Below are 26,414 nucleotides of genomic sequence, written 5' to 3'. Positions count from 1 at the left end.
CCCGGGGGACACTCCGCCGAATGCGCTACTTGCGCGTCCAGCGGTCCAGCCAGCCCAGCACCTCGTCGTGCCACTGGATGCTGTTCTGGGGCTTGAGCACCCAGTGGTTCTCATCCGGGAAGTAGAGGAAGCGGGACGGGATGCCCCGGCGCTGGAGCGCGGTGAAGGTGGCGATGCCCTGCGTGTCCACCACGCGGTAGTCCTTGCCGCCGTGGATGACGAGCATGGGCGTCTTCCACTTCGCCACCTGGTTCACCGGGTTGAACTTCTCGTACGTCTCCGGCTTCTCCCACGGCAGCGCCTTGTGCTCCCACTCGGGGAACCAGAGTTCCTCCGTGTCGTAGTAGGCCGCGCGCTCGTCGAAGATGCCGTCGTGGTTCACGAGGCACTGGAAGCCGTCCGCCCAGTTGCCGGCGATCCAGTTGATCATGTAGCCGCCGTAGCTGCCGCCCAGCGCGCACCGCTTCGTCTTGTGGATGAAGGGGTACTTCTGGAGCGCGGCGTCGACGCCCTTCTTCAGGTCCTCCAGCGGCTTGCCGCCCCAGTCCCCGGCGATGGAGTCCGTGAAGGCCTGGCCGTAGCCGGTGGAGCCGTGGAAGTCGATCATCACCGCCACGTAGCCGCGGCCCGCGTACACCTGCGGGTTCCACCGGTAATGGAAGTGGTTGCCGAAGCTGCCCTGCGGCCCGCCGTGGATGAGGAAGGCCAGCGGGTACTGGCGCTTCGGGTCGAAGTCCACCGGCTTCACGACGTAGCCGTGCACCGTCTCGTTGTTCCAGCCCGGGAAGCTGAACTGTTCGAAGGCGCCGAACTTCAGGCCCGCGAGCGCCTCCTGGTTCACCTGGGTGAGCTGACGGGCGCCGGTGCCATCCGCCTTCATCGCGTACAGGTCCGAGGGCGAGTCCAGGTCATCCAGCGCGTAGACGACCTGGCCGTCCGCCGCGGGCTGGGCGCCTTCCGCGTTGCCGCCTTGAGTGAGGCGGCGCGGCTTGCCGGTGGCCACGTCCAGCGCGAACACGGCGTTCTGCCCCACGTCGTTGGCCGTCGTGTAGAGCGTGGCGCCGTCGTTGCTCCAGGCGAGCGAGCCGGCGGAGCGGTCCCAGTCCTGCGTGAGCACGCGCTCCTGGCCGCCCGGCCACGTGCGCAGGATGACGCGGAAGCGGTCGGACTCGTAGCCGGGGCGGGACATGGCCACGTACGCGAGCGTCTTGCCGTCCGGGCTGAACACGGGGCTCGTGTCCGTGGCGCGGTTCTTCTCCGTGAGCTTGCGCGGCTTCGCCTTGCCGTCGATGGGCGCGACGAACAGGTCCAGGTCGGTGGACCAGGACTCGGTGCGGCCCACGTCGCGCGCGGCGAAGACGACGCTCTTGCCGTCCGGGGTGAAGGTGAACTCCTCCGCGCCGCCAAAGGGCTTGCTGGGCGCGTCCGCGTCCATGCCCTTCATCACGTCCACGGCCGTGCCGCCGGCCACGGGGACGACGAACAGATGCGAGCGCGTGCCGTCCCCCCACGTGTCCCAGTGGCGCGCGAAGAGCTGATCATACGCGCGGCCGGTGGTCTTCTTCTTGGAGGCCTCCGCGGCGCGCTGCGTGTTGCACGCGAGGTCCGCGCAGTCCGGGCGCACCTCCAGCGCCACCGCGAGCTGCTGGCCGTCGCGCGACAGCGCGAAGCTGTTCACGTCGAGCGGCAGCTTCGTGACGGGCAGCGGCTCGCCGCCGTCCACGGGCAGGCGCCACACCTGCGACGAGCCGCCGCGCGACGACAGGAAGAAGAGGCTCTTGCCGTCGGGGGCCCAGACCGGGTCGCTGTCGCTGTCCGGGTGGGAGGTGAGCTGGCGAGGGGCCGTGCCGTCCAGGTTGGCGAGCCACAGGTCGGTGCGGCCGCGGTTCTGCTCCAGGTCGGTGGAGCGCAGGACGTAGGCGACCTGGCGGCCGTCAGGCGAGACGCGCGGGCCGCTGAGCCGGCGCAGCGTGACCAGGTCCTGTTGATTGAACGGATGGGGCGCGGGCGCCGGGTTGGCGCCGAGCGCCAGGGCCGCGAGGAGCGACAGGGGCACGGGTGGTTCCTCCGCAAGGATGGAAAGCGGACCGTGCCCTTGGGAGGGCGGGCTGTCCACCGCTGGATGCAGGCCGGGTGGAAGGGGTGGAAGGCTCCGACGCGCGGTGCTAGAGCTTCAGCCCATGAGCGCACCCATCGTTGTCCACATCTGGTCCGACTTCGTTTGACCCTGGTGTTACGTCGGCCTCGGTGAGGTCGAGAAGCTGAAGAAGGAATACGACGTCCAGGTGGAGTGGCACCCCTACTTCCTGCGCCCGGAGACGCCTCCGGAAGGGCTGCCGTTGCCCGAGTACGTGCGCCAGGGGATGAAGGACCCCAACAACCCGCTGAAGCTCCGCGCCGCGAAGGCCGGGCTGACGATGGTGCAACGGGACATCATCCCGTCCACGCGCCGTGCGCACGAGGCCGCGGAGTACGCGCGGGCGCAAGGCCGGCTGGAGCCCTTCCAGGCCGCCATCCTGCGGCGCTACTGGAGCGAGGGTCAGGACCTCTGGCAGTGGGACACGCTGCGCGGCGCGGGCGCGGAGGCCGGGTTGGATCCGGACGAACTGCAGCGCGCCGTGGAGGAGGGCCGCTACCGGCAGCTCGTGGAGGAGTCCGTGCGCGAGGCCCAGGAGATGGGCATCCGCGCGGTGCCCACCTTCATCCTGGGCGACAAGCTGGCCATCCAGGGCGCGCACGAGTACCCGTCGTTCCAGAAGGCCATGCAGCAGCTGGGCGCGAAGCCGAAGTCGCAGGGTTGAGCGCGGGCGCTACAGGCCCTTCACCAGGATGAGCAGCCGCGCGAAGGTCTCCGGACCTTCGCCGGCCAGGCCCCTGGCGAAGTCCAGGAACGTGGGCGCCTGCTCCACGTGCTTGGCGACGACCTGGAAGGCCTCCACGGCGGCGGCGTCCAGCGCGGCCTCGGGCGTACCGGGAGCGTCCAGCAGCGCCACCACGGCCGGGTGTCCCAGCAGCACCCAGCGCACCACGGAGGCGCGCAGCACGAGCAGGAACACGGCGTTCAGGAGGCTCGGGGCTTCCGTGAACGGGTGGCGCAGGACGTGGTTGAGCGCGTGGTGCAGGAAGTACTGGTGCACGCGCTCACCGTGCAGGGACTCCAGGGCGGAGCGCCGGGCCGCGTGGAGGCGCCATGCGTCGTCCGGGCTCGTGTCCGCGCCACCGTAGCTCGCGCGCACGGCGTGCATGAGCGAGAGGAAGCGCGGGCTGCTCACGGCGGCCTCGCGCGAGCGGAGCACGGCGCCGCAGATGCCGGCCCACGGGCCTCCGGGCAGCTCCAGCGCTTCGAGCTGCGCGTGCAGGGACGCGAGCGTCTCACCGGATTCGTACTCGCGGAGGAGGGTCGTGAGCCGCTCGCCGGCCGCGTCGTCGGTCGTCCCCGGGAAGTAGAAGTCGCCCAGGCCCAGCGCCATGCGGCCCAGCGCGAACAGGCGCGCGGCGAACGGGACCTCACGCCGCGCCAGGAGCCGCAGCATCGCTTCGCGCACGGTGTCCGCGTGGGCCGTCCACGCGTCGTCACCCGCCGCCACCTGCCGCGCGACCTGGGGGCGCAGGGCCTGCTCCTCGGGCACGGGCTCGCGCACCAGCGCGTCCTCCGCCAGCAGGCACAGGCGCGCCGTCTCCGGACACGCGAGCGACCCGGCCATCTCCACCTGCGCGCCCCAGCGCGTGAGCACCCTCGGAAAGACGGAGCAGCCGTCCGGCAACACCGCTTCGCCATACCGGCGCTGGAGCGAGCACAGCTTCGCTTCATCCAGGAAGGCGCAGTGTCCGTCCGCGCGCTTGCCCAGGATGCCCGCCTGCTGGCCCGTGGCGCCTTCCGGGTTCGGTGAAATCAACGCCGCGACGCGCGCCTCGTCCGGGCTGCCCGCGACCTTCTGGCGCAGCAGGCTCCAGCGCGACTCGCTGATGGGCACCGTGAGCCCCGCGCAGCAGGTGTCCTCGCACGCCTCCGCGATGCAGCGGAAGCGCGCCATGTAGCGGGGGGCGGAGGCGGTCATGGGCCCCAGTCTACTTGCGGCCCAGCGCCTTCTTCACGAATCCCCAGAAGCGGCCCGCGCGGTCCTTGAGGTCGGCGCCCCGGCGCTCCTCGGCGGCGTTCACCGCCTCCTTGCTCACCTGGAGCTGCCTCTGGAGCTCCTCCGGCGAGTAGCGCGTGGCGAGCGTCGCCTTCACTTCCTTGCGCGTCGAGTACTCGCGCGCCTCCACGTGCAGCACGCATTCGGAGTCGAGCTTCAGCGTCACGGCCACGCGCACGGAGCCCTTGGGGCCTCGAGGGAGCCCTTCCATGCGCACGGTGCCCAGGTACTCGTTGGCGGAGATGTGGTTGTCCTCGCCCTGGAAGATGGACAGCTCCATCCGCTCTTCGTTGTCCTGCGACGTGCTGATGGCGAACGAGCGCTGCGTGGGCAGCGGGCTGTTGCGCTCGACGACGCGCTTGAAGCCGCCGCCGGGCATGGCCACGCCAATGGTCATGGGCAGCACGTCGATGAGCACCACGCTGCTCACCTTGTCCACCGAACCCGAGTACAGCGCCGCGCCCAGCGCCACGGCCTCGTCCGCGTTGACGCTCGCCTGCGCGTTCTTGCCGAAGAGGCCCTTGAGCTTCTCGCGCACCAGCGGCATGCGGCTCATGCCGCCCACGAGGATGATGTCGTCCACCTCGTTGGCGCGCAGCTTGGCGTCCAGGAGCACGTCGCGCACCACGTCGATGGTGCGGTTGAGCAGCGGGTCGCAGATCTTCTCCAGGTCCTGGCGCGACATCGTCACGCGCAGGTCCCGGGGGCGGCCAGCGTTGTCCATCATCAGCATGGGGATGTGGACCTCGAAGGTGCTGCGCTCGGACAGCCCCATCTTCGCGCGCTCGGCGGCGTCGGCCACGCGCGACAGGGCGATGCCGTCCCCGTTGAACGCGACGCCCTCCTTCTCCTGGAAGCGCTCCAGGAGGAAGTCGACGATGAGGTTGTCGAAGTCGATACCGCCCAGGAAGATGTCGCCGCCGGTGCCCAGCACCTCGAAGACGTTCTTCTCGATGCGCAGGATGGTCGCGTCGAAGGTGCCGCCGCCCAGGTCGTAGACGAGCACCTTCTTGTTGAGCTCGCGGTTGAGGCCGTACGCGAGCGCCGCGGACGTGGGCTCGTTGAGGATGCGCTCCACCTTGAGGCCGGCCATGTGGCCCGCCTTGCGGACCGCCTCACGCTGGGGCTCGGAGTAGTAGGCCGGCACCGTGACCACGGCGCGCTCCACCTTCTGGTTGAGGTGGGTCTCGGCCATCTCCTTGCACTCGCGCAGGATGATGCCCTGCACCTCTTCCAGCGACAGCACGTCGTTGCCCAGGCGCACGGCGGCGCGGCCGGCGGCGTCGGGGGTGATTTCGTAGTGGAAGCGCTCGCGCACCTGCTTCACCACGGCGCTGTCGTAGGGACGGCCGACGAGGCGCTTCGCGCCGTAGATGGTGTGCGTGGGGCGCAGCACCAGCTGGTTCTTCGCGCGGTGGCTGACGAGCAGCTTGTTCTGCGCGCTCAGCGAGATGACGGACGGGATGGTGTTGTAGCCCTCGCGCGAGCGCAGCACGACGGGCCGGCCGTTGGACAGGAGCGCCACGCAGGAGTTGGTGGTGCCCAGGTCGATGCCGATGACGGGGCCCGTGCCCGCCAGCGTCTGCGGCGGCGTGAGGTAGATGGGGCGCACCTGGCCGTTGGCGTCCAGGGCCGGAGGCGGCGCGGGCGCGGCCGGAGCGGCGGCGGGCGCGAGCATCGCAGGGGCGCTCGGCGCGGCGGGGGCTGGCGGGGCCTGGCGCACGGAGGGAGGCAGCACGCTCGGCGGCGGCGGCGGGGCCACGGGCCGCGCTGCGGGACGTCCTGGAGACGACGTGGACTCGCGCGCCAGCTCCAGCGGTCCGTCGTCGTCCACGGACAGGTCCAGGTCGAACTCGGTGCTACCGCCGGACGGGCGCTGCGGCGCGGGCGGCTGCTGCGGGACGGCGCGGCCCCAGGAGGAGGCAGGCTCCTGGGACAGGTCGGGGGCACCGGCGCGGCCCGCTGCGGAGCCGGGCTCGCGGCCCAGGCCCGGCGCCGCGGGACGGTTGGCGAAGGAACCGGGCTCCAGCGGCAGCTCACCGGGGGCGCGCGCGGCGGGACGTCCGGCGACGGAGCCGGGCTCACGTCCCAGGCCCGGCGCGGCGGCGCGGTTCGCGGAGCCGGGTTCCAGTCCCAGCCCCGGCACGGAAGCGCGTCCAGCGGATCCAGGCTCCAGTCCCAGCCCCGGCACGGCGGACCGTCCAGCGACGGAGCCCGGCTCACGGCCCAGGCCCGGAGCCGCCGCACGGCCACCCGAGGAGAGAGGCTCGAGTCCCAATCCGGGCGCGGCACGACCGGCCGCGGATCCCGGCTCGCGACCCAGGCCCGGCGCGGCGGCACGACCGGCCGCGGATCCCGGCTCGCGGCCCAGGCCCGGCGCGGCGGCACGGCCGGCCGCGGATCCCGGCTCACGGCCCAGGTTCGGCGCGGCGGCACGACCGGCCGCGGATCCAGGCTCACGGCCCAGGCCCGGCGCGGCGGCGCGGCCCGGAGACGACGCGGGCTCACGCCCCATCGGCCGGTGACGGCCCGGCGAGGACGCGGGCTCGCGCGCCAGCTCCAGCGGGCCGTCGTCGTCCAGGGACGACAGGTCCAGGTCGAACTCGGTGCTGCCACCGGAGGTCTGCGCGGGCGCCGCTGGCGGCGCGGCGGGCGGCGGCGGCGGGACGGCGCGCTGCACGGGCGGCGGTGCCACCGGCGCGGCGCGAGGCGGCGGCGCGGGGTCGAAGGCATCCGAGAAATCCAGCTCGAACCCACCCGCATCGCCAGCGCCCGAAGCCGCGCCGTCCTCCACCGAGATGCCCACCTCGATGGGCGCCTCGTCGAGCGGCTCTCCCATCGCGATGGGCCCGTCCCCCGAGGGCGCCTCGAACTCGAAGTCGAACCCCGGCAGCGGCTCGTCGCCTCCCGACAGCACTCCCGGCACGGTGGGCGGAGGCGTCCCCGCGATGAGCTCGTCCAGCGGGATGTCCACGTCGTTCGCGGGGTCCGCCAACGCGAGCCCGAGGTCCTCTTCCGGAGCCCCCAACGAGAACGGCTCGTCCGCCCCACCCAGCGACAGCGGCTCATCCGCGGCGGGCGCGGGGCTGGACGGAGCATCCAGGTCGTCGAACAGCGAATCGGGCGCGGGGCTGGACGGCGCGGACGGAGCATCCAGGTCGTCGAACAGCGAATCGAGCGCGGCGCCCCCCGGGGCCTGCGGCGTGGGACGCGCGGGCGCGGCGGGCGGCGCGGCGGGACGCACGGGTGCCACGGCGGCGGGACGCGGAGGCGCGGCCACGAGCGGACGCACCGGGGCGATGCCCGGCGCCACGACCGGCGCGATTCCCGGAGCGACAGCCGGCGCGATGGACGGCAGCGGCGCGGCGGCAGGAGCGGCACTCGCGCCCGGCTTGCGCTGGAGCATCAGGTCCACGAGCGCGCGGCTCGCCGTATCCAGTTCCTCGAACGCCAGGCCCATGCCCGGAGGCCCCGCGGGGTCGTTCACCTCGCGCACCCAGCGCACGGTGGCGGTGCCCTGGAGCACGCGCACGCCGTTGGCGATCTGCACCTCGAAGCGCACGGGCGTGCCCACCGGCTGCGGCGTGCGCGAGCGGATGAACATGCCCCCGGGGCTGAGGTTGGTGGCGAACTCCTCGGTGAAGCTCCCCACGGACTCATGCTTGAGCTTCACCAGCAGACCGACCGACTTGCGGTCCGAGGTACGCCGACCTTGATCCATGGTTCGGCACTGTCGCGTCCGGGGGCCATTCCCTCAAGGGGGTTCTGGCCCCCCGCCCGGTTGTCCGGTACCCCTTCGAGACCCCAGGTGCGCCTGCGTCTTACCTGTACGTCCCCGCTATCCTGGGACTTCGTTGTCCCCCAAGGAAGCGGTCCGGGTCCGCCGGACGGGAGTCCCCTGATGAACGCGGTTCCCCATTTCGCCCCGGTTCCCCTGCATGCGCGGTGGCTGGTGGACCGGCGGCACGACCTGCTCTCCACGGTCGGGGGGTTGGGCGCGAGCCTCGCGCTGATGGCGCTGCACGTGCTGGGAGGCGTGAGCGGGCCGCCGCTGTGGTGGGCGTGGGTGCTGCTCCTGGACGGGCCGCACCTGTTCGCGACGGTGTCGCGCACGTACCTGGACGCGCGCGAGCGGAAGGCGCGGGCGCGGCTCTTGTGGGGCAGCCTGGGCTGGTTCGTGGCGGGGCCGGCGGTGTTCGCGGTGTCGGTGCTGGCCGGGCAGCGCTGGCCCTTCGCGGTGTTCGTGACGCTGGCGGCGCTCTGGGCGTACTGGCACGTGGTGCGGCAGCACTACGGCATCATGGTGCTCTACCAGCGCAAGGCCGGGGAGAAGGACGCGTGGGACCGGCGGCTGGACAGCGTGACGCTGTACGTGGGGTTGCTCGCGCCGTTCGTGGCGTTCGCGCTGACGCATCCGGGGGCGCGGCGCCGCCTGGGGCTGATGGCGGAGCCGACCTGGGAGGTCGGGGCGGCGCACGCGTGCTTCGCCCTGGTGCTCGCGGTGGTGGGCGTGCTCGCGGCGCGGCAGGTGTGGCGGTGGCGCCGGGGGCTGGGAGTGAACGGGCCGAAGCTGTTGATGCTGGGCGCGGCGCTGGGGCTGACGTCGCTGGTGTTCTGGCCGTCGGTGTCGCGGCGGATGGACTTCCTGATGTTCACCGTGGCGGTGACCGCGTTCCACAACGTGCAGTACCACGGCATCGTCTGGTTCTTTCACCGCAACCGCTATCACGCGGACGGCGTGGACCGCGCGGCGTTCGGACAGGCGCCGAAGGTGAGCCAGCGCTTCATCGTCTACGCGCTCTGTGGGCTCGCGTTCACGCTGGCGTACCGGACGCTGGGCTGCGGAATGGGCGTGCACCCGGGCTGCGGCGCGTTCGACGCGAAGGTGGCGCTGGGGGGCGCGGGGCTCACGCTGCGAGACCTGATGGAGGGCTTCATCTGGGGCTTCGCGCTGCACCACTACTTCCTGGACCAGTACATCTGGCGCGTGCGTAAGGACGCGGGCCTGAACCAGGACCTGAAGCTGAACACCGCGACGGCCTGATCACCGCCGGGCACGCCGCGCGACGGCCTTCTCGTACGCGGCCTGAAGCTCACCGAACACCGAGCGCGCCGGGCGCGGCTTGCCCAGGTGCAGGTGGCGCAGCTCGTCCATGAACCCGTCCCAGAGGGGCGGGCCGCCCTTCTCCAGCAACTCCGCGCGAACCGACAGCTCCTCGCTCGGCTGCGTGTGCCGGCGGCCCCAGGCCGCCATGTGCGAGAGCAGGGGCACCAGCTGGATGGAGGCCTCCGTGAGGCTGTAGATGCCCTTCTGCCGGTGGTTCGGATCCGGGCGTCGCGACAGCAGGCCGGATGCCGTCAGCCGCTTCAGCCGGTCCGCGAGGATGTTGGAGGCGATGCCCTCCTCGCTCTGCTCCAGCAGCTCCCCATAGGTGCGCCGGTTCCCGAACATCACGTCGCGGATGACGATGAGGCTCCACCGGTCTCCAAGCTGTTCGAGCGTCAGGTTGATGGGACAGCCGGAGCGTCCTGTCTGCGGCATGGCCGTCCTCCCAGGGGTGATACTTGCAATATGCAAGTAGCGCGGATACGGTTCAACCACTTGCAAATCACAAGTGGTTGAAAGGTCTTCCGATGGCGCTCGCGGTCTACGGTCACCCCTTCTCCTCCTACACGCAGAAGGTCCTCATCGCGCTGTACGAGAACGGCACGCCCTTCGAGTTCCGGAACATCGGGCCGGACACGCCGGAGCACACGGCCGAGTGGCTGCGTCGCTGGCCGCTGCGCAAGTTCCCGCTGCTGGTGGACGGCGAGCGCCAGGTCGTCGAGACGAGCGTCATCATCGAGTACCTGCAGCTGGCGCATCCCGGGCAGGTCCGCCTGCTGCCCGCGGATCCGATGACCGCGCTGGACGTGCGCTTCCTCGACCGCTTCTTCGACCTGCACGTCATGAACATGGTCCAGCACGCCGTGAATGGCGCGCTGACAGGGGATGCCACGAAGCGGAAGGACGGCCTGGCCACGGCCGTGGAGAACCTGGAGCGCGCCTACGCCTGGATTGAGGGGCAGCTCGCTGGCAGGACCTGGGCCACGGGCGCGGACTTCACGCTGGCGGACTGCGCGGCCGCGCCGTCACTCTTCTACGCGGACTGGACCCACCGCATCCCCGAGTCCTGTCCTCAGTTGCGCGCCTACCGCGCGCGGTTGCTGGCCCACCCGTCCGTCGCCCGAGCGGTGGACGGAGGGCGCCCGTTCCGCCACCTCTTCCCGCTGGGCGCGCCGGACCGGGACTGAAGAGCTCACGCCGCAAGTTCGGTCGGCGCACGGAGCGCCCGGGCGAGCGCCTCGTTCAGCTCGCGCTTGAAGCTCGTGGTCATCCAGGCGTTCGGGATGGCATCGAAGCCGTGGATGGCCCCGGGGTAGACATGGAGCTCCACCGAGACTCCCGCGCGGGAGAGACGGCGGGCGTAGTCCATGGACTCGTCGAAGAAGACGTCGAGCGACCCCACGGCGATGAAGGCGGGGGGCAGGTGTGAGACGTCCTGGCCGAGCGAGGCCGAGAAGTGCCCGGCGCGGGCGTCGGTCGGGAGGTAGTCCCCGCGCAGGGACTCCCAGCCGAAGCGGGTGTGCGCACGCGTCCACGAGAACTCGCCCGTCGTCGGGTTGGGGTCCGCTTCCAGGGCCGTCCCCGTGCGGGCGTCGAGCATGGGGTAGATGAGGATCTGCGCCGCGGGCCGGGGCCCGTTGTCATCGCGGGTGAGTTGCGCCAATGAGGCGGCGAGCCCGCCACCGGCGCTCTGCCCCATGAGGACGATTCGCGACGGGTCGACGCCGAGTGACGCGGCGTTCGCGTGGACCCAGCGCAGCGCCGCGTAGGCGTCGTCGATGGGACCCGGGAACGGCACCTCCGGCGCGAGGCGGTAGTCGACGGAGATGACGACGGCGTCGTGCGCGAGGGCGAGCTCCGCGTCGAAGCCCTCGCCCATGGTGGCGCTGCCCATCACCATGCCGCCGCCGTGCAGGAACAGCACTGCGGGCCGCGCCGTGGTCTGACCCGGCGGAGTCTGGATGACGAGCCGGACGTCGGGCGCTCCGTTCCGCCCGGGGATGCGCACCTCGCCGCGGAGCGCGGTGGTCCGGGGAGCGATGGACGCGATCATCTGGTCCATGAACACGCGGGCGTCCGTGTGGTTCTCGCGGGAGAGCCCCGGGAGGAACTCGTAAGCGGTGAGGGAAAGGAGGGACGGGTCGACGAGATGACGGGTGGACATGGGTGACTCCTGGGATGTGCCGGTGTGTGGGGTTGCGTTGAAAGGCGGGAGCTTCAGGGCGCGGCTCGGATGACGACCTTGCCGATGACGCCGCCGCGCTCGGACCGCTCGAACGCGCCGCGAGCGTCGGACAGCTCGAACACCTCCGCGGGCGGCGGGAGGAGCTCCCCGGCCTGGAGCTTCACAGCGAGGTCCGCGAGGTCCCGGCCGGACGGCCTGGTGACGAGCAGCAGCTGCTTCTGGCTGCGGAAGGGGCCGAGCACCTTGGAGGCGATGAGCGACGCGGGCGACGGCTCGAACCCTACGTGCCGGCCACGAGGCGTGAGGAGGCCACGCGCCTCGGCGAAGGACAGCTTCGTGCTCAGGTCGAAGACGACGTCGAACCGCTCGCCGAGCATCGCGAGCGGCCGGGCGCGGTAGTCGTGGACCGCCTGGGCACCGAACCGCCGTGCCACGTCCAGACCAGCGGCGGAGGTGACGGCGGTGACGTGCGCGCCACGTGACCGGGCGAGCTGGATCAACATGAGCCCCACCCCGCCCGTCGCGCCGTTCACGAGCACGCGCTCACCGGGGGCGACGCTCGCGACGTCACGCAAGGCCTGGAGCGCCGCGAGCCCCACCATCGAGACCGCCGCGGCCCCGACGTCGTCGAGCCCCGGCGGAATCCGGGCGACGGAGGTCGCCGCGACCGTGATGAGCTCGGCGAGCGTTCCCTCCCGCATGCTTCCGGGGAAGCCGAACACGCGGTCTCCGACCGAGAAACCTTCGACGCCCTCCCCCACCTCCTCGACGACACCAGCGAAGTCCGAGCCGGGCGACTTCGGGAAGCGAGCACCGCTGAGCAGTCGCAGCTCGCCGCGCCGGATCTTCCCGTCGATGGGATTCACCGAGACGGCTCGGACGCGGATGAGGAGGTGGTGGGCGCGGACGCGGGGCGCCGGCTGCTGGGTGTGCTGGAGGACGTCAGGACCGCCGAAGCGGCTGTAGGTGAGTGCGTTCATGCCCCTCAAGCTACGGGGCAGCACTCATTCGCGGAACTTGATGGTGGGAAGGTCTATTGTTCACGCTGTGAATCTATCGGCCTTCGACCTGAATCACGTGCGCTCGCTCCACCACCTGCTTGAGGAAGCGCACGTCACGCGCGCGGCGAAGAAGCTGGGAATCACGCCCGCGGCGGCGAGCAATGCCCTGCACCGGCTGCGCGTCGACTTCGACGACCCACTCCTGGTCCGCAACGGGAGGGCGCTCGTGCGAACGCAGCGCGCCGAGTCGCTTCGCGCGCCCGCAAGAGAGGTGATGCTGGCGGCCGGGCGGCTGTTCGACCAGGGGCGTCCCTTCGACCCGGCGACGGCGACCTGGGACATCTACGTGACGACGTCGGACCGCGTCGCGGAACTGCTCCTGCCGACGCTCGACCGGCTCCTCGCGGCGCGTGCTCCCGGGGCCCTGCTCACGCTCCGGACCCAGACGCCGGACCTGGGGGCGTTCCTGCGGGAGCACGGCGGGCTCGCCATCGTCCCGGACATCGCGAAGGAGCGGGACCTGCGCTCGCAGCGCTTGTTCGTCGACGAGTTCGTCTGCGTCATGCGCGGGGCGCATCCCCTCGCCACCGGGCGCATGTCGCTGAAGCGATTCACCGAGTGGGAGCACGTCCTCGTCGCCCCACTCGCGCAGTCGCGCCGCGGCGGCATCGACGTGCTCCTGGAGAAGGAGGGCTTCCCGCGTCGCGTGACGCGCGTGGTGACCACGTTCTCCCTGGCACTGCCGCTCATTCAGGGCTCGGACCGACTCGCCGTCCTTCCACGCAGCTTCGCCGCCGCGCACGCGAAGGCGCTCGGGCTCGAGCTGCGGCCCCTGCCTGTCGCGATGCCTCCGCTCGAGATGCTCCTGGCCTGGCATCTGGGGAACGAGAGCGACCCGAAGCACGCCTGGGTCCGCGGTCTCGTGCAGGAGGCCGTCCGCGCCGTGGGCCTGGAGCCCGCATAGAAAAAGGGGTGCGCGCCACCGGCCGCGCACCCCATTCAAGTCACGCTGTCAGGTTCAGGGCGTCACGAGCCGCAGGAACGCATCCTGGTTCCAGGTGTCGCCCGCGCCATCGCGCTGCCAGCCGGACACCACCAGCCCCGCGTCCGGCGCCGCCACCAGCGCCGTCGTCGCCAGCGAGCACGTGCCGCTCTCGCACCCCTCCGGCGCCAGCGTCTTCGAGCCCAGGAGCGCGCCGTCCGCCGCGTAGCGCGTGAGCGTGTTGCCGCAGGCAGCAGCCACCGGGCCCGCGGCCTCCACCGCCGCCACCGTGCCCACCGACGCCGAGCCGCACGTGGGCTGCTTCACCCAGCGCTCCTGCCCGTCCGCGCTCGCCGTCAGCACGAACGGCCCGCCCTCATCCAGCGCCACGCCGTTCCACACCAGCAGGCCGACCGCTTCACCCGCCACCGCCACCGTGCCGTCCGCGCCCACCGACACGGAGCCCACGCGGCCGTTCACGCCCGGCACCTCGCGGCCCCACGCCAGCCCGCCGTCCGCGCCGAACGCCAGCACCACGAAGCCGCCCGTGCCCTGCGCGTCGAACGTGCGCCCGTCCACCGTCACCGGGCCCACCAGCCGGCCAGCCACCACCGACGTGCCCGTGGCCGACAGCACCACCGCCGACAGCTGCGTGCCGTCCTTCGCGCCGTCGAACGTCTTGGTCCACTGCACCGCGCCGTCCGCCGCGTAGCGCACCAGCCGGGGCGTGTGGGCCTCCGTCGTCCACTCCTCACCCAGGGCCACCACGCCGCCCGCCGCGTCCGCGGACACCGCGTAGACCTTCTGCCCCACGCGGGTCTGCCACTCGGGCGTGCCCGCCTGGGAGAACTTCACCAGGAAGCCGTCCTGCGCCTCGCCCAGCCCGAAGTCCGCCGAGTACAGGAACGCGTTGCCGGACAGGAACACCGCGCCGTCAGCCCCCGTGGAGCCCGCCACGCGCAGGTCGGAGAAGCGGTTGCGCTCGAACTCCTTCGCCCACCGCTTCGTGCCGTCCGCCGAATACCGCGACAGCGTCATCACCAGCCGCTCGCCGTCCACCTGCTCACGGTCCTCGTCCGAGCGCGGCGTGCCGGACGTCACCCACAGCACATCTCCGCCCCGCCCCACCGCCAGCCCCGCGCCGGTGTCATCCTGCGGGCCGCCCAGCGTGAACGACCAGGGGCTCACCGCCGGGGCCGAGGGCCGGGGAGCCTCCGCCGTGGGGGCCTGCGCGGGGGCCTGGGTACCGGCCGAGGGAGCAGCCGTCTGGGGGGCCGGAGAGGGGACCGTGCCCTGGGCTTCCGCACTGGGGGTCACATCGCCAGCTTCCTCCGCCGAAGCCCCTCCACACGCAGCGCCGCCCAGCCCGAGGAGTCCCGCGCCCAGAAGTGCCCACCCGCCCCAGATGACTCGCCGTGCTGAACGCATGCCGTGCTCCCATGCCTGCCCTGCCCCATCGCAGGTGCCTTGGGAACGTAAGCAGTGTGTCCACGGTCCGGCATTCCCCCCTGTCCAGGGGGTACTGAAACAGGCCGGGGGGCGGACGGGGGGCCGGGCGCGGGGCCGGGCGGACCCGTGGCTTGACGCGTGGAATACGGGGCCCCTGGAACGGTTGCCACCCCACGCTCGGGGCTCCAGGGCGACGGAAACCGTTGGTCCGCCCCCCGCGCGCCGATTAAGAGAACCCTTCCATGGAAAGCGCCGCCCCCGCCCCACTCCCCCCGTCCGACGCCACCCCCGAGGACCTGCGCGCCGTCGAGGAGCTTGCCCAGGCCCGCAACGCCATCGTCGAACAGATTGAGAAGCGCGTCGTCGGCCAGCGGGACGTGGTGGAGCACCTGCTGATTTCGCTCTTCAGCCGCGGCCACTGCCTCTTCGTGGGCGTGCCCGGCCTGGCGAAGACGCTGCTCATCTCCACGCTGGCGGACGTGCTCAACCTGTCCTTCAACCGCATCCAGTTCACGCCGGACCTGATGCCGTCGGACATCACCGGCACGGACATCCTGGAAGAGGACAAGACGACGGGCCGCCGCTCCTTCCGCTTCATGCAGGGGCCGCTGTTCGCGAACATCATCCTCGCGGACGAGGTGAACCGCACGCCGCCCAAGACGCAGGCCGCGCTGCTCCAGGCGATGCAGGAGTACCGCATCACCGCCGGTGGCCGCACGTACCCGCTGGAGCTGCCCTTCCTCGTCTTCGCGACGCAGAACCCCATCGAGCAGGAGGGCACCTATCCCCTCCCCGAAGCGCAGCTGGACCGCTTCATGTTCCTGGTGGACGTGGGCTACCCCACCGCCGAGGAGGAGGTGCAGATCGTCAAGAGCACCACCGCCGGCGCGCCGCCGAAGCTGGAGAAGATTCTGTCCCCCGAGCGCATCCTCGCCCTCCAGGAGCTGGTGCGCCGCGTGCCGGTACCGGACCACGTGGTGCGCTACGCGGTGGAGCTGGTGCGCCACACGCGCCCCAAGGAAGCGGGCGTGCCGGACTTCGTGGCGAAGAACGTGTCGTGGGGCGCGGGTCCTCGCGCGAGCCAGTACCTGGTGCTCGCGTCCAAGGCGCGCGCCATCCTCAACGGCCGCTTCGTGGCCACGGTGGAGGACGTGCGGGCGCTGGCGCGGCCCGTGCTGCGCCACCGCGTGCTGCCCAACTTCACCGCGGAGAGCGACGGCATCACGTCCGTGAAGCTCATCGACCAGCTCCTCACGGTGGTGAAGGGCTAGGCGCTTCCACCCCATGGCGCTGCTCGACGCCCAGACGCTGTCCCGCCTCCAGGGCGTGAAGCTGCGCGCCCGCGCCGTGATGGAGGGCGTGCTGTCCGGCCTCCACAAGAGCCCCCATCAGGGTCAGAGCGTGGAGTTCGCCGAACACAAGGAGTACGCCCCCGGCGACGAGCTGCGCCACCTGGACTGGAAGGCCTACGGCAAGTTCGACAAGTACTACGTCAAGCGCTTCGAGCACGAGACGAACCTGCGCTCGGTGATGGTCGTGGATGCGTCCGCGTCCATGGGCTACCAGAGCGGCGCGATGTCCAAGCTGGAGGTGGCCAAGACGCTCGCGGGCGCGCTCAGCTACCTGCTCGTGCGCCAGCAGGACGCGGCGGGCCTGGCCGTCATGGTGGGCGGCGCGTTCCGCGACGTGCCGCCCCGCGCCTCCGCCGGGCACCTCAACGTGCTCCTGGACGCGCTGGAGCACACGGAGGCCAAGGGCCCCACGGACCTGGGCAGCGCGGCGGATCACCTCGCGGAGGTGCTGCCCCGGCGCTCCACCGTCATCGTGCTGTCGGACCTGCTGGATGAACGGCAGGAGGCGCTCAAACGCATCCTGGCCCTGCGGCAGCGCAAGAACGACGTGGCGGTGTTCCACCTGGTGGACCCCGCGGAGCTGACGTTCCCCTTCGACGACCCGACGCTCTTCCTGGACATGGAGGGCGAGGGCCGCATCGAGGTGAACCCGCGTGAAATCAAGCAGAGCTACCTGGAGGAGTTCGGCGCGTTCCTCGCGGACGTGAAGGCGAAGTGCGCCGAGGCCGACGTGGACTACGAGCTGGTGCGCACCGACGAGCGGCTGGATGAGGTGTTGCTGCGCTTCCTGGGACGTCGCGGGAGGCGCCGGTGACGTTCGGCAACCCGTGGTTCCTGCTGGGCGCGCTGGGTGCGCTCATCCCCGTGCTGGTGCACCTGTTCGACCGGCGCCGGCCCCGGGCGCATCCGTTCGGGCCGCTCGCGTTCGTGCTGCGCAGCCAGAAGCGCACGGCGAGCCGGCTCAAGCTCAAGCGGCTGCTGCTCTACACGCTGCGCACGCTCATCCTGCTGGCCATTCCCCTGGCGCTGGCGCGGCCGGAGTTCACCCGCGACGCGCAGGCGGCCACGGTGACGCGCGGGCCGGCGGCCACGGCGGTCATCCTGGACGCGTCGCTGTCCATGCGCTGGTCGGACGGCACGTCGAACTTCGAGAAGGGCCGCGACGAGGCGCGCGACGCGCTCAAGGACCTGCTGCCGGAGGAGCCCGCGACGGTGATGGTGTGCACGGGTTCGCCGGAAGCGCCGCCGCCGCCGGGCTTCGACCGGGCCCGCCTGCGCGCGCTGGTGGACGAGGCGAAGCCCACCTACGGCACGGCGGACCTGTCGCGCTGCCTGGACATGGCCGCGCGGGCGCTGGAGGAGAACCCGATGCCGGGCAAGCGCCTGGTGGTGGTCTCCGACATGACGGCCTCCGGCTTCCGGCTGGAAGCGCCGCCGCCCACGGTGAAGGGGCCCACGGGCGCGATGGTGAAGCCGGAGGTCGTGCTGCGCGACGTGGCGTCCGGGCGCGAGTCGCTGGACAACCACGCGCTGGTGGACCTGCGGGTGGAGCCCGCGCTCCAGGCCGGGCCGCGCGCGTACCAGTTCACGTTCACGGTGCGCAACTTCGGCACGAAGCCGGCGAAGGACCTGGAGGCCGCGGTGCGCGTGGGCGAGTCCACGCTGGCCAAGGGCTTCGTGGACGTGCCCGCGGGCGGCACGACGCAGAAGACGCTGACGGTGCGCTTCCCGCAGGGCGGCACGGTGGTGGGCCAGGTGACGCTCGCGCAGGACTCGCTGGCGGAGGACGACCGGCGGGCCTTCGTGCTGCCGGTGCCGCGCGGGCTGAAGGCGCTGGTGGTGAACGGCTCGCCGCACGCGACGCGCTACCGGGACGAGGCCTTCTTCGTGGACGCGGCGCTCACGTCGCCGGGCTCACCGGTGGACGTGGCGGTGCGCGACGCGGAGGTGGGGCTGCGCGAGGACTTCAGCGCGTATGACCTGGTGCTGCTGCTGAACGCGACGGCGCCGTCGGAGGAGGAGGCCCAGAAGCTGGCGGCCTTCGTGGAGAACGGCGGCGGCCTCTTCGTGAGCGTGGGCGACCACGTGAACCCGGAGGCGTACAACCAGCGGCTGGGCACGCTCTTGCCGCGCCCCTTGCGCCTGGTGCGCACGAGCGCCGAGCGCGAGGACCCCGACGCGGAGACGAAGACGGCGAAGCTGGCGCAGGTGAAGGTGGACCATCCGCTGTTCGCGCCCTTCACGGGCCGCGCGGAGGAGGGGCTCATCGGGGCGCGCTTCTACAAGTACATGCTGCTGGAGGCGGACAGCCCGTCCGCGCCGGGCACCAGCCAGGTGCTGGCCACGTACGAGGACGGAGCCCCCGCGGTGGCGGTGGCCCGCCGGGGCAAGGGGCGCGTGGCGCTGTTCACCAGCACGGTGGACCGCGACTGGAGCGACTTCGCCATCCGCACGAGCTTCCTGCCGCTGATGCAGCGCTTCGCCGCGTACCTCACGGGCTCGCTGGAGGAGCGCGAGGAGGTGCGCGTGCGCGTGGGGGAGACCGTGACGCTGCGCCCGGAGGGCACGCAGAAGGTGACGGGCGTGCGCGCGCCGGACGGCAGCGAGGTGCCGGTGAAGGCGCAGCCGGACGGCTCGTTCGTGGCGGGACCCACGGTGGAGCCAGGCGTACACGCGGTGCTGGGCGCGGAGGGGAAGCCCGTGGCGGCGCTGGACTTCGCCGCCACGTTGGATCCGGCGGAGAGCGATTTGACGCGAGTGCCGCAGGACACGCTGACGGCCTACTTCGGCGAGGACACGGTGAAGGCCTCCACGGGGGACGCGGACAAGCCCGCCGTGCCGCTGTGGACGTGGCTCATCCTGGCCGCGTGCCTGGCGTTCTTCTTCGAGGGCACGCTGCTCCGGAAGTAGCCCTGGCCGCTCCGCGCCCTGACAGGCAGCCGACGCTCGGGATACACACGAGGTGCCCCACGGGCGGCGGGCTCTGCCACACTGCGCGGCCGTGAGCCCTGCTTCCGCCCTCTACCGCGACTGCGCCCGCCTCTTCATGGTGGGCTTCCCTGGCACCCGCATCGACGCCGACCTCGCGGCGCTGATGGATGACGGCATCTACGGCGCCATCCTCTTCAAGCGCAACGTCGGCACCGCTGCCGAGACCGCGGCGCTGTGCCGTGAAATCAAGACGCGCGCGGGCCGGCCCTTCATCCTCTCCGTGGACCAGGAGGGCGGCCGGGTCGCGCGCCTTCGCGGTGAGCCCTTCACCGCCCTGCCCCCCATGCGCGAGCTGGGACAGCGCGGCGACGAAGCCCTGGCCGAGCGCGTGGGCCGGCTCCTCGCGCACGAGCTGCGCGCCGTGGGCTTCGACTGGGACTTCGCGCCCGTGCTCGACGTGGACACCAACCCGGCCAACCCCGTGATTGGCGACCGCAGCTTCAGCCGCGACCCGGTGGAGGTGGGCCGTCTGGGCGTGGCGCTCGCGAAGGGCCTGGAAGCCGGCGGCGTGGCGTCCTGCGGGAAGCACTTCCCCGGACACGGCGACACGACGACGGACAGCCACCTCACCCTGCCCCGGCTGCCGCACGACCTGGAGCGCCTGCGCCGCGTGGAGCTGGTGCCGTTCCAGGCCTTCGCGAAGGCGGGGCTCGCGTCGCTGATGACCGCGCACGTGCTGTTCGACGCGCTGGAGCAGGGCGTCCCGGCGACCATGAGCCACCGCGCGCTGCACGACCTGCTCCGCAAGGAGCTGGGCTTCGACGGCGTGCTCGTCTCCGATGACCTGGAGATGAAGGCCATCGCGGACCACTACTCCGTGGCGGAGGCCGCGGTGCAGGGGACGCTCGCGGGCGTGGACCTGTTCCTCGTGTGCCACAAGGCGGACGTGCAGCGCACCGCCATCGAAGCGCTGGTGAAGGCGGTGGAGTCCGGCCGCGTCCCGCGCGAGCGCATCACCGAAGCGCACCGGCGCCTGGACGCGCTCGCCGCCCGCTTCGCGCACCCCGCCGAGGACCGGCTCGCCACGCTGGGCGACGCGGAGCACCGCTCGCTGGCGGAGGGCCTCGCCAGTGCCTTCACCGGCAAGGACCCCACGGAGGTCATGCTCGCGTCGCGTTAGTCGGGGGCGTGCCTGGAGCCTAGCTCCGAGCCCTGGCCCATGGGGCCCTCGAAGCGGTCCGCCCCGCCCCGGTCTCCGGGAACCGGCTCCTGGGGCGTGGTGAAGCCGGGCGCGCCAATCTGGTTCTGCAGGCCCTGGGCCCCGGCGGGCTGCGGCTTCAGCGGCGACCCCTTCGCGTCCGTGGGCGTGCTCGCGCCAGCGCCCCCCGTGCCCGGAGGCGCGGGCTGCTGCGTGTTGGCGACGCCCTGGTAACGGCTCCCCGCGCGCGGCATCAGGGGCTCGTCACGATTGCAGCCGGGGCCGACCAGCGCGGCCGTCGCGGCGCACACGGCCACCAGGGTCCAGTGATGCAGTCTTTTTGAGTGCATGGCCTGCTCCTTCCGGAAGCCGTCACGGCCTCGACTGAAGGAGTGGCCACCCCAGCGCCCCACCGGGAGTGGCGGGGCCGGAGCACGGGGCGCCTGCTGGCACGCTGGCCGGCGGGCGCCCCTGGGACTTTCGTCCAGCTACCGGTCGCGCAGGTAGATGGGCGGGCTGACGTAGCTGTAGGGCGCCTCGAAGCCGCGCGTGCCCTCGTTCGCGGGGGAGACATTCCAGCCGCCCAGCCCCTGGGCCGCGGGCGAGTAGGTCGCCCCGCCGAGCACGCCGTAGCGGTGCGCCATCATGCCGCCCGCGTCGTCCCACTTGGAGTTGTTGGACTGGCCCTCGTTGGCCTTCGTCCGCGGGTCGATGCTGGAGCCAATCTTCCCGATGGTGGAGTTGTAGCCCCGGTCCACCGTCAGCACGTGGCGGGGCAGCTTCGCGGCCGCGTCGCCGTGGTGCGCGTCAGCGGGGTTCTCATGCCCCTGCTGCTCGGCCACGTTGTAGACGGCCTCCGGCTGCGTACCGCGCTGCGCGAAGGCATTGCCCCGCGACTCATCCGGCTGCTTGCCGCCCGTCTCCGGCAGCCCGCCACAGGCCGTGCCCAGGAGCACGCCCGCCGTCAGCGCCGCCGCTCCCATCCACCGCTGAATGCCTCGCTCGCGCATGTTCATCGTCTCCGCCATCCCCGAGGAATGGTCATGCCGTCCTCGCCAACCACCGGGCATCCACCCGGGGGCTGGCCCTGCCGGCCGCTCGCTGTCCGGCCCGGAGGCCGACAGGGCTTCATCGTGAACGGCCAGCCCCGCCCGGGGAGAGAGGAGCCAGCCACGGGCGCAGGCATACACGGTCCCGGCCTCCCTGTCCCGCCAGGAGTGCACCGGCGCCCGCCACCCCACGCCCGCTCAGCCGCGAGCACCCTTCCGGGCCGCGGCCTTCGCCGCCGGCTTCGCGGCCGGGGCCTTCTTCGCCGCCGGTTTCTTGACAGCCGCCGGCTTCGCCTCCGCCGCCGGAGCCTTCTTCGCCGCGGGGGCCTTCGGGGCCGGCGCCTTGTCGGAAGACCCGCCCTGGAGCGCGGACAGGACCTCCGCGACGTGGCCGGCCACCTTCACCTTGGGCCACACGCGGACGACCTTGCCGTCCGGACCAATGAGGAAGGTCGCGCGGATGAGGCCCATGAACTTGCGCCCATAGAGGGACTTCTCCCCCCACACCCCGTACGCGTCCGCCAGCGCGTGGTCCGGGTCCGCCAGGAGCGAGAACGGCAGCCCCTGTTTCGTGGCGAACTTCTGGTGGGAGGCGACGCTGTCCGGCGACACGCCCAGCACCACCGCGCCGGCCTTCACCAGCGCGGAGTGCTCATCGCGGAAGTCGCACGCCTCCGTGGTGCAGCCGGGGGTCGCGTCCTTCGGGTAGAAGTAGAGGACGACGTGCCGCCCCTTGAGCTGCGAGAGGGAGACGGTGGCGCCGCTCTGGTCGGGGAGCGAGAAGCCGGGGGCCTTGTCACCTGCTTGGGGCATGGGCATGCGTCGGCTCCATATCCAGACCCCGCGGGCTTCTCAACTCCACGCGCGCTTTGAGCGGGCTCAGTGCGCGCCTTCGCCCGGCGGATGCACTTCCTCGCCCGGCGGGTGGTCATTGGCCTCCAGCCGGACCAGCTCCGCCTGGCAGGTCTCCAGCACCTTGCGCAGCACGTCGCGCGTCGCGTCCGTGTTGGCCTCGCCCAGCTTCTTCGCGAGCGCCTCACACGCGGCGCGCTTGGCCTCCACGTCGCTGGCGCCCTGGCCGGTGGCGCCGGGGCGGGCCAGGGGGCGCGGCGGGACCTTCTCGCGGGCGGCCTTCAGCGCGGCCAGCCGCTTCTCGGCCTCCGGGCGGGCCTTGGAGTCCTTGGGGACGGCCTCGAACTGGGCGACGACCTCCGCCCAGGCCGGGTCCTGCGCGGGGAGGTTCTGGTTGATCAGCTCCTGGTAGCGTCCCTCGGCCTTGCGCAGCTGCTCCGGACCGGGGTCGGTGGAGCAGCCCGACAGGGCGAGCAGCCCCGCCAACAGCAGCGCGGCGGAATGTCGGAGATGAGCAATGCGCATGGTGTGGGGCTTCCTCCTGCTGGCCACCCGGTTAAACCACGGCTAGGGTGCGCCGTCGTGGCTCCCATCCTCCTCGCCTTCCTGCTCGGCCTGACCCAAGGTCTGCTCCACGCCCTGGGGCCGGACCACTGCGCCGCCATGGCCACGCTCGGCACCCTGGGTGGGGGCCGTCGCCGCGTCGCGCTGAAGACGGCGCTGCGCTTCGCCCTGGGCCACGCGGCCATGCTGGGCGGCATCGCGGCGGTGTGCCTCTTCGCGGGCGTGGGCCTGTCGGAGACCTTCGAGCGGTGGGCGGAGGTGTTCGGCGGCGCGGTGCTGGTGGCGCTGGCCGTCACCGCCCTGCTCTTCCCGCACAGCCTGGACCACGGCCACCCGCACCTGCCCGGCCACGACCGCGAGCCGCACGAGCACGTGCACACCGTGAGCACCGCCGCGGGCGCCTTCATGGCCGTGAGCGGCGTGCGGTCGCTGCTCATCGCGCTGCCCCCGCTCCTGGTGGGCGGCAGCATGAGCCTGTCCGCGTGGACGTACCTGCCCGGCTTCGCGCTGGGCATCCTCATCGGCATGGGCGCGGTGGGGCTGCTGTTCGCCGAAGGCCTGTCGCGCGCCAACGCGCGCATCAGCCTGTGGATCCAGCGCGGCGTGGCGCTGGGCTCCGGCGCGCTGGGCCTGTTCTGGATCGGCTCGCGGCTCGGCTGAAGTGATGTCGCACGACGGGGGGCATCCGGAAGCCGGGCGCCCCTTCCCGCCGCGCCGGACCGCTACGAGCGCTTGTCCAGGATGCCCAGCGCCATCATCGACACCAGGAAGCCGTAGACGACGTGCTCCGGGCGGTTGGCGAACGCGAGCAGCTCCGCCACCACGCGGTTGCCGTCGATTTTCGGCAGCAGCTCCGCCTCCCAGCGCTCCAGCTCCACCTCGTTGAGGCCGTAGGCGGGGGCGACGGCGGGGATGAGCCGGTCCTCGGGCTGGAGCAGGCGGCGCAGGCGCTCCGGCTTGTAGAGCTTCTTGATGCCCCGGACGATGAGGTTGGCCGGGTGCACGTCCAGCTTGATGGACTCCGCGGAGGCCTTCTCCTTGAAGCTCATCACGTACGTGCCCTCCTCCCAGGAGAAGAGCGAGTAGATGATGGCCTTCACCTGCTGGCCCACGTAGTACAGCCGCTCCGTGTCCTTGAGCAGGGCGCGCTCCACCAGCACGTCGCCGGTGCGGCGGTGGCTCTGCGCGGCGACGGCGGACGCGTCCTGGAGCTGCTCGGGTTTGATCTTCCCCACGCGCACCAGGAACTGCCCGAAGCGGTCCGCCAGCAGGTTGGAGAGCGCGAACACCGGGGTGCCGTTCTCGAAGTAGACGACCTTCTTCACCTTGCCGCGCTGCACGCCCAGCTCGCCCGTCTCGCGCGACAGGTAGAAGGCGGTGAGCAGCGACGGCAGGTTGTCCTTCAGCTCTCCGCGGCGGCTGCCCGGCGAGCCCGCGCCCACCGGCAGCGGATCCGGCGGACGGCCCGGCGTGGGGGCCCGCACCTGGGTGGAGGGCACCTTCTGCATGGGCGTGGCGGTGAGGTTGGCGCCGCGGATTTCGGCCGTGAGGTTGCCGCCGCCGGTGACCTTGATGCGGCCGGTCAGCTCCATGGCGTCCTGCGGGCCCTCCTCCTCCACGTCGATGTCCAGCTCCACCTCGAAGGCGTCCTGCATGGAGGCGGCGGGGACCTTCTTCTCCGCGGGCAGCACCTTGGCCACCGCTTCCAGCAGCTTCTGGGCCTCGAAGGGTTTCTCGAAGTAGCCGGCGGCCTGGTACTTCTGGCGCGCTTCGGTGGCGTGCTTGCCGCCCTTGAAGACGCCGGTGATGAAGAGCAGCGGCAGCTGGGGGTTGTCCTTCCTGAGCGTGTCCGCCAGGTGGTAACCCATCATGTCCGGCAGCAGGATGTCCAAGACAGCACAGCCGGGAGGCTGGGCGCGGGCGGCCTCGATGGCCTGCTTGCCACGGCTGGCGCCCACCACCTCGTACCCGGCGTCCTCGAACAGCTGCGTGAGGAGGGAGAGGAGCTCCTGGTTGTCGTCCACGACGAGGATTCGAGGCGCCATCGCGGGGGGACCGTAGCAGATTCGGGCGCCCCGGCGGCCAGCGATTCCAGGGAACCCCGGAGGGCCGTCCCCTTCAGAGGATGGATGCAAGCGCCCCGATGTGGCGTTAGGGTGGCGCCCGCCTCATGTCCTCCCTCTTCTCCCGCATCCACCCGGCAGGGCTCCTGGCCGGATTCCTCCTGTTCTCCCCGCTGGTGGCGCTGGGCCAGGAGGGCCAGCCGCAGGACGCGGGCCAGCCGGACGACCCCAACTCCCCCGAAGGGGACGACAACACCGGGCGCGTGCCCACCGACTGCCGCAGCACCAGTGACTGCGCGCCGCGCTTCAGCTGCAACTCGGGCAAGTGCAAGTACACGGGCATCCGCCAGGCGGAGACGCAGGGCTGCCTGCTGGGCCCGCAGGCGGCGCTGATGATCCTGGGCGTGGCCGCCGTGGCGGGCTCGCGGCGCCGCCGCTAGCGCTCAAGCCCACTCCCCCCATTCCAAGGAGCGACGCGCGATGCGGCTGGGCCTCAAGGCGGACAACCTCCTGGAGCGGGTGGCGGACTTCCTCAACCTGGCGCCGCAGCCGCTGGCGCACGCCTTCTTCGGGATGATGGCGTCGCGCACGCTGATGGCCGGCGCGCGGCTGGGCGTCTACGCGGCGCTGGCGGACGGCGCGGCGACGGCGGAGGCGCTGGCGGCGCGGCTGAAGACGAGCACCGAAGGCATGCGGGCGCTGTTGGAAGCGCTCATCGCCTGCGAGGTGGTGGAGCTGCACCGGGGCCGCTTCCGGCTGGCGCCCCGGGCGCGGCGGTGGCTGGACCCGCGCTCGCCGCAGGCCATCACGGCGTTCCTGGAGTTCAACTACGCGCAGTGGGACTGGTGGGGGCAGCTGGAGAACGCGGTGAAGAGCGGGCAGTCGGTGGACATCCACCAGTTCGCTCCGGACGACCCGCGCTGGCGCGACTACATCCAGGCCATGTACCAGCTGGCGCGGCTGGCCTCGCCGGAGGTGGCGGCGGCCATTCCCCTGCCCCGGGGAGCAAGGCACCTCCTGGACCTGGGCGGCGCGCACGGCTGGTACGCGGCGGAGCTGTGCCGGGCGCACCGGGGCTTGAAGGCCACGGTGGTGGACCTGGAGGGCAGCGTGCGCGTGGGGCGGGAAATCATCGCCCAGGCGGGGCTGTCGCACCGGGTGACGCACAAGGAAGGGGACGTGCTGCACGCGGAGCTGGGCGGGCCGTATGACGGCGTGCTGCTGTTCCAGGTGATGCACCACCTGACGCCCGCGCAGAACGTGGCGCTCCTGCGGCGCGTGCGCGGGGCGATGGCGTCCCGGGGCACGCTGGCGGTGCTGGAGTACCTGCGCGAGGAGCGGGACACCCAGGGCACGTCCGCGCCGCTCATCGGGTTGCACTACTTCCTCACGTCCGGCGCGGCGTCGTACACGCCCGCGGAGGTCGAGGGCTTCCTGGATGACGCGGGTTTCAAGGTGCAGAGCACCAGGCCCATCCGGCATCTGCCGTTGCAGACGTTGATCATCGCGCAGCCGGAGTAGCAGGCGCGGTGCCGCCTGCTTGTC

At 72.0% G+C, this 26,414-nt stretch carries 22 protein-coding genes and 1 pseudogene; 11 read left to right on the top strand and 12 right to left on the bottom strand.

Going from position 1 to position 26,414, the window contains the following annotated elements; translation table 11 throughout:
* Positions 1–25: 25 nt before the first annotated feature.
* The gene (locus tag AABA78_RS11595; RefSeq protein WP_338263029.1) at positions 26–2,056 is read right to left on the bottom strand and encodes a prolyl oligopeptidase family serine peptidase; all 2,031 of its coding nucleotides are present in this window, start codon (positions 2,054–2,056) and stop codon (positions 26–28) included.
* Positions 2,057–2,237: 181 nt separating this feature from the next.
* Between AABA78_RS11595 and AABA78_RS11590 the strand changes: the two are divergent.
* Positions 2,238–2,801: pseudogene (locus tag AABA78_RS11590) on the top strand (DsbA family oxidoreductase); the annotation flags it as partial.
* A gap of 9 nt (positions 2,802–2,810) precedes the next feature.
* Here the strand turns inward: AABA78_RS11590 and fliB are convergent.
* Positions 2,811–4,058: a flagellin lysine-N-methylase gene (fliB, locus tag AABA78_RS11585; RefSeq protein ID WP_338263028.1), complete on the bottom strand. Its 1,248-nt coding sequence runs from the start codon at positions 4,056–4,058 to the stop codon at positions 2,811–2,813.
* Positions 4,059–4,068: 10 nt separating this feature from the next.
* Entirely contained in the window at positions 4,069–7,857 is a 3,789-nt protein-coding gene (locus AABA78_RS11580) for a TIGR02266 family protein (protein WP_338263027.1), read from the bottom strand.
* 180 nt (positions 7,858–8,037) lie between these two features.
* Here AABA78_RS11580 and AABA78_RS11575 point away from each other — a divergent pair, with 180 nt between their 5' ends.
* Entirely contained in the window at positions 8,038–9,180 is a 1,143-nt protein-coding gene (locus AABA78_RS11575) for a hypothetical protein (protein WP_338263025.1), read from the top strand.
* Here the strand turns inward: AABA78_RS11575 and AABA78_RS11570 are convergent, their stop codons facing one another.
* The gene (locus tag AABA78_RS11570; protein ID WP_338263023.1) at positions 9,181–9,678 is read right to left on the bottom strand and encodes a winged helix-turn-helix transcriptional regulator; all 498 of its coding nucleotides are present in this window, start codon (positions 9,676–9,678) and stop codon (positions 9,181–9,183) included.
* Between the two features lie 92 nt (positions 9,679–9,770).
* Here AABA78_RS11570 and AABA78_RS11565 point away from each other — a divergent pair, with 92 nt between their 5' ends.
* A complete protein-coding gene (locus AABA78_RS11565; RefSeq protein WP_338263022.1) occupies positions 9,771–10,430 on the top strand; it encodes a glutathione S-transferase family protein in 660 nt (219 codons plus the stop codon).
* Between the two features lie 5 nt (positions 10,431–10,435).
* Here the strand turns inward: AABA78_RS11565 and AABA78_RS11560 are convergent, their stop codons facing one another.
* On the bottom strand, positions 10,436–11,407 hold the full coding sequence (locus AABA78_RS11560) for an alpha/beta hydrolase (RefSeq protein ID WP_338263021.1): 972 nt from the start codon (positions 11,405–11,407) through the stop codon (positions 10,436–10,438).
* A gap of 53 nt (positions 11,408–11,460) precedes the next feature.
* Positions 11,461–12,408, bottom strand: a complete 948-nt coding sequence (locus tag AABA78_RS11555) for an NAD(P)-dependent alcohol dehydrogenase (protein WP_338263020.1) — start codon at positions 12,406–12,408, stop codon at positions 11,461–11,463.
* 97 nt (positions 12,409–12,505) lie between these two features.
* Here AABA78_RS11555 and AABA78_RS11550 point away from each other — a divergent pair, with 97 nt between their 5' ends.
* Positions 12,506–13,393 carry a LysR family transcriptional regulator gene (locus AABA78_RS11550; RefSeq protein WP_338263019.1) on the top strand — a complete coding sequence of 296 codons (888 nt, stop codon included), beginning with the start codon at positions 12,506–12,508 and terminating at the stop codon, positions 13,391–13,393.
* 54 nt (positions 13,394–13,447) lie between these two features.
* Here AABA78_RS11550 and AABA78_RS11545 read toward each other — a convergent pair whose 3' ends face one another.
* Positions 13,448–14,728 carry a hypothetical protein gene (locus tag AABA78_RS11545; protein WP_338263018.1) on the bottom strand — a complete coding sequence of 427 codons (1,281 nt, stop codon included), beginning with the start codon at positions 14,726–14,728 and terminating at the stop codon, positions 13,448–13,450.
* A 374-nt stretch (positions 14,729–15,102) separates the two neighbouring features.
* On the opposite strand from AABA78_RS11545, the gene AABA78_RS11540 reads away from it, so the two are divergent.
* The 4 genes from AABA78_RS11540 to nagZ all read left to right on the top strand — a co-directional run bounded on the left by AABA78_RS11540 (position 15,103) and on the right by nagZ (position 20,323).
* A complete protein-coding gene (locus AABA78_RS11540; RefSeq protein ID WP_338263017.1) occupies positions 15,103–16,131 on the top strand; it encodes an AAA family ATPase in 1,029 nt (342 codons plus the stop codon).
* Positions 16,132–16,144: 13 nt separating this feature from the next.
* Positions 16,145–17,026 carry a DUF58 domain-containing protein gene (locus tag AABA78_RS11535; protein ID WP_338263016.1) on the top strand — a complete coding sequence of 294 codons (882 nt, stop codon included), beginning with the start codon at positions 16,145–16,147 and terminating at the stop codon, positions 17,024–17,026.
* Positions 17,023–19,122, top strand: coding sequence for a BatA domain-containing protein (locus AABA78_RS11530; protein ID WP_338263015.1), 2,100 nt, complete (start codon positions 17,023–17,025; stop codon positions 19,120–19,122). Before AABA78_RS11535 ends, AABA78_RS11530 begins: the two co-directional genes overlap by 4 nt.
* Before the next feature lie 136 nt (positions 19,123–19,258).
* A complete protein-coding gene (gene nagZ, locus AABA78_RS11525) occupies positions 19,259–20,323 on the top strand; it encodes a beta-N-acetylhexosaminidase (RefSeq protein WP_370469458.1) in 1,065 nt (354 codons plus the stop codon).
* On the opposite strand, the gene AABA78_RS11520 is transcribed toward nagZ, so the two are convergent.
* From AABA78_RS11520 to AABA78_RS11505, 4 genes are all read right to left on the bottom strand, one after another.
* Positions 20,320–20,691 (bottom strand): hypothetical protein, encoded by a 372-nt coding sequence (locus tag AABA78_RS11520; protein WP_338263012.1) that lies wholly within the window; start codon positions 20,689–20,691, stop codon positions 20,320–20,322. The genes nagZ and AABA78_RS11520 overlap by 4 nt on opposite strands.
* A 138-nt stretch (positions 20,692–20,829) precedes the next feature.
* Positions 20,830–21,351 (bottom strand): hypothetical protein, encoded by a 522-nt coding sequence (locus AABA78_RS11515; protein WP_338263011.1) that lies wholly within the window; start codon positions 21,349–21,351, stop codon positions 20,830–20,832.
* Between the two features lie 237 nt (positions 21,352–21,588).
* The gene (gene bcp, locus AABA78_RS11510; RefSeq protein WP_338263009.1) at positions 21,589–22,203 is read right to left on the bottom strand and encodes a thioredoxin-dependent thiol peroxidase; all 615 of its coding nucleotides are present in this window, start codon (positions 22,201–22,203) and stop codon (positions 21,589–21,591) included.
* A gap of 66 nt (positions 22,204–22,269) precedes the next feature.
* Positions 22,270–22,767: a hypothetical protein gene (locus AABA78_RS11505; protein ID WP_338263008.1), complete on the bottom strand. Its 498-nt coding sequence runs from the start codon at positions 22,765–22,767 to the stop codon at positions 22,270–22,272.
* A 57-nt stretch (positions 22,768–22,824) separates the two neighbouring features.
* Here AABA78_RS11505 and AABA78_RS11500 point away from each other — a divergent pair, with 57 nt between their 5' ends.
* Positions 22,825–23,466, top strand: coding sequence for a hypothetical protein (locus AABA78_RS11500; protein WP_338263006.1), 642 nt, complete (start codon positions 22,825–22,827; stop codon positions 23,464–23,466).
* 62 nt (positions 23,467–23,528) lie between these two features.
* On the opposite strand, the gene AABA78_RS11495 is transcribed toward AABA78_RS11500, so the two are convergent.
* Complete coding sequence (locus AABA78_RS11495; RefSeq protein WP_171412566.1) at positions 23,529–24,851, bottom strand: response regulator; 1,323 nt, start codon at positions 24,849–24,851, stop codon at positions 23,529–23,531.
* Positions 24,852–24,976: 125 nt separating this feature from the next.
* On the opposite strand from AABA78_RS11495, the gene AABA78_RS11490 reads away from it, so the two are divergent.
* A complete protein-coding gene (locus tag AABA78_RS11490; protein ID WP_171412565.1) occupies positions 24,977–25,309 on the top strand; it encodes an MXAN_6627.5 family MYXO-CTERM protein in 333 nt (110 codons plus the stop codon).
* 40 nt (positions 25,310–25,349) lie between these two features.
* Positions 25,350–26,390: a class I SAM-dependent methyltransferase gene (locus AABA78_RS11485; RefSeq protein WP_338263004.1), complete on the top strand. Its 1,041-nt coding sequence runs from the start codon at positions 25,350–25,352 to the stop codon at positions 26,388–26,390.
* The last annotated feature ends 24 nt before the right edge of the window (positions 26,391–26,414 follow it).

Origin of the sequence: Corallococcus caeni (assembly GCF_036245865.1) — a bacterium.
GTDB lineage: Bacteria > Myxococcota > Myxococcia > Myxococcales > Myxococcaceae > Corallococcus > Corallococcus caeni.
This window is presented reverse-complemented; position numbering and strand designations above follow the sequence as displayed.

Coding starts and splice junctions, on each gene's coding strand:
- AABA78_RS11485 (WP_338263004.1), top strand. CDS start 25,350: ATGCGGCTGGGCCTCAAGGCGGACAACCTCCTGGAGCGGGTGGCGGAC.
- AABA78_RS11580 (WP_338263027.1), bottom strand. CDS start 7,857: ATGGATCAAGGTCGGCGTACCTCGGACCGCAAGTCGGTCGGTCTGCTG.
- AABA78_RS11560 (WP_338263021.1), bottom strand. CDS start 11,407: ATGTCCACCCGTCATCTCGTCGACCCGTCCCTCCTTTCCCTCACCGCT.
- AABA78_RS11565 (WP_338263022.1), top strand. CDS start 9,771: ATGGCGCTCGCGGTCTACGGTCACCCCTTCTCCTCCTACACGCAGAAG.
- AABA78_RS11495 (WP_171412566.1), bottom strand. CDS start 24,851: ATGGCGCCTCGAATCCTCGTCGTGGACGACAACCAGGAGCTCCTCTCC.
- AABA78_RS11575 (WP_338263025.1), top strand. CDS start 8,038: ATGAACGCGGTTCCCCATTTCGCCCCGGTTCCCCTGCATGCGCGGTGG.
- AABA78_RS11570 (WP_338263023.1), bottom strand. CDS start 9,678: ATGCCGCAGACAGGACGCTCCGGCTGTCCCATCAACCTGACGCTCGAA.
- nagZ (WP_370469458.1), top strand. CDS start 19,259: ATGGTGGGCTTCCCTGGCACCCGCATCGACGCCGACCTCGCGGCGCTG.
- AABA78_RS11540 (WP_338263017.1), top strand. CDS start 15,103: ATGGAAAGCGCCGCCCCCGCCCCACTCCCCCCGTCCGACGCCACCCCC.
- bcp (WP_338263009.1), bottom strand. CDS start 22,203: ATGCCCCAAGCAGGTGACAAGGCCCCCGGCTTCTCGCTCCCCGACCAG.
- AABA78_RS11505 (WP_338263008.1), bottom strand. CDS start 22,767: ATGCGCATTGCTCATCTCCGACATTCCGCCGCGCTGCTGTTGGCGGGG.
- AABA78_RS11515 (WP_338263011.1), bottom strand. CDS start 21,351: ATGCGCGAGCGAGGCATTCAGCGGTGGATGGGAGCGGCGGCGCTGACG.
- AABA78_RS11535 (WP_338263016.1), top strand. CDS start 16,145: ATGGCGCTGCTCGACGCCCAGACGCTGTCCCGCCTCCAGGGCGTGAAG.
- AABA78_RS11555 (WP_338263020.1), bottom strand. CDS start 12,408: ATGAACGCACTCACCTACAGCCGCTTCGGCGGTCCTGACGTCCTCCAG.
- fliB (WP_338263028.1), bottom strand. CDS start 4,058: ATGACCGCCTCCGCCCCCCGCTACATGGCGCGCTTCCGCTGCATCGCG.
- AABA78_RS11490 (WP_171412565.1), top strand. CDS start 24,977: ATGTCCTCCCTCTTCTCCCGCATCCACCCGGCAGGGCTCCTGGCCGGA.
- AABA78_RS11520 (WP_338263012.1), bottom strand. CDS start 20,691: ATGCACTCAAAAAGACTGCATCACTGGACCCTGGTGGCCGTGTGCGCC.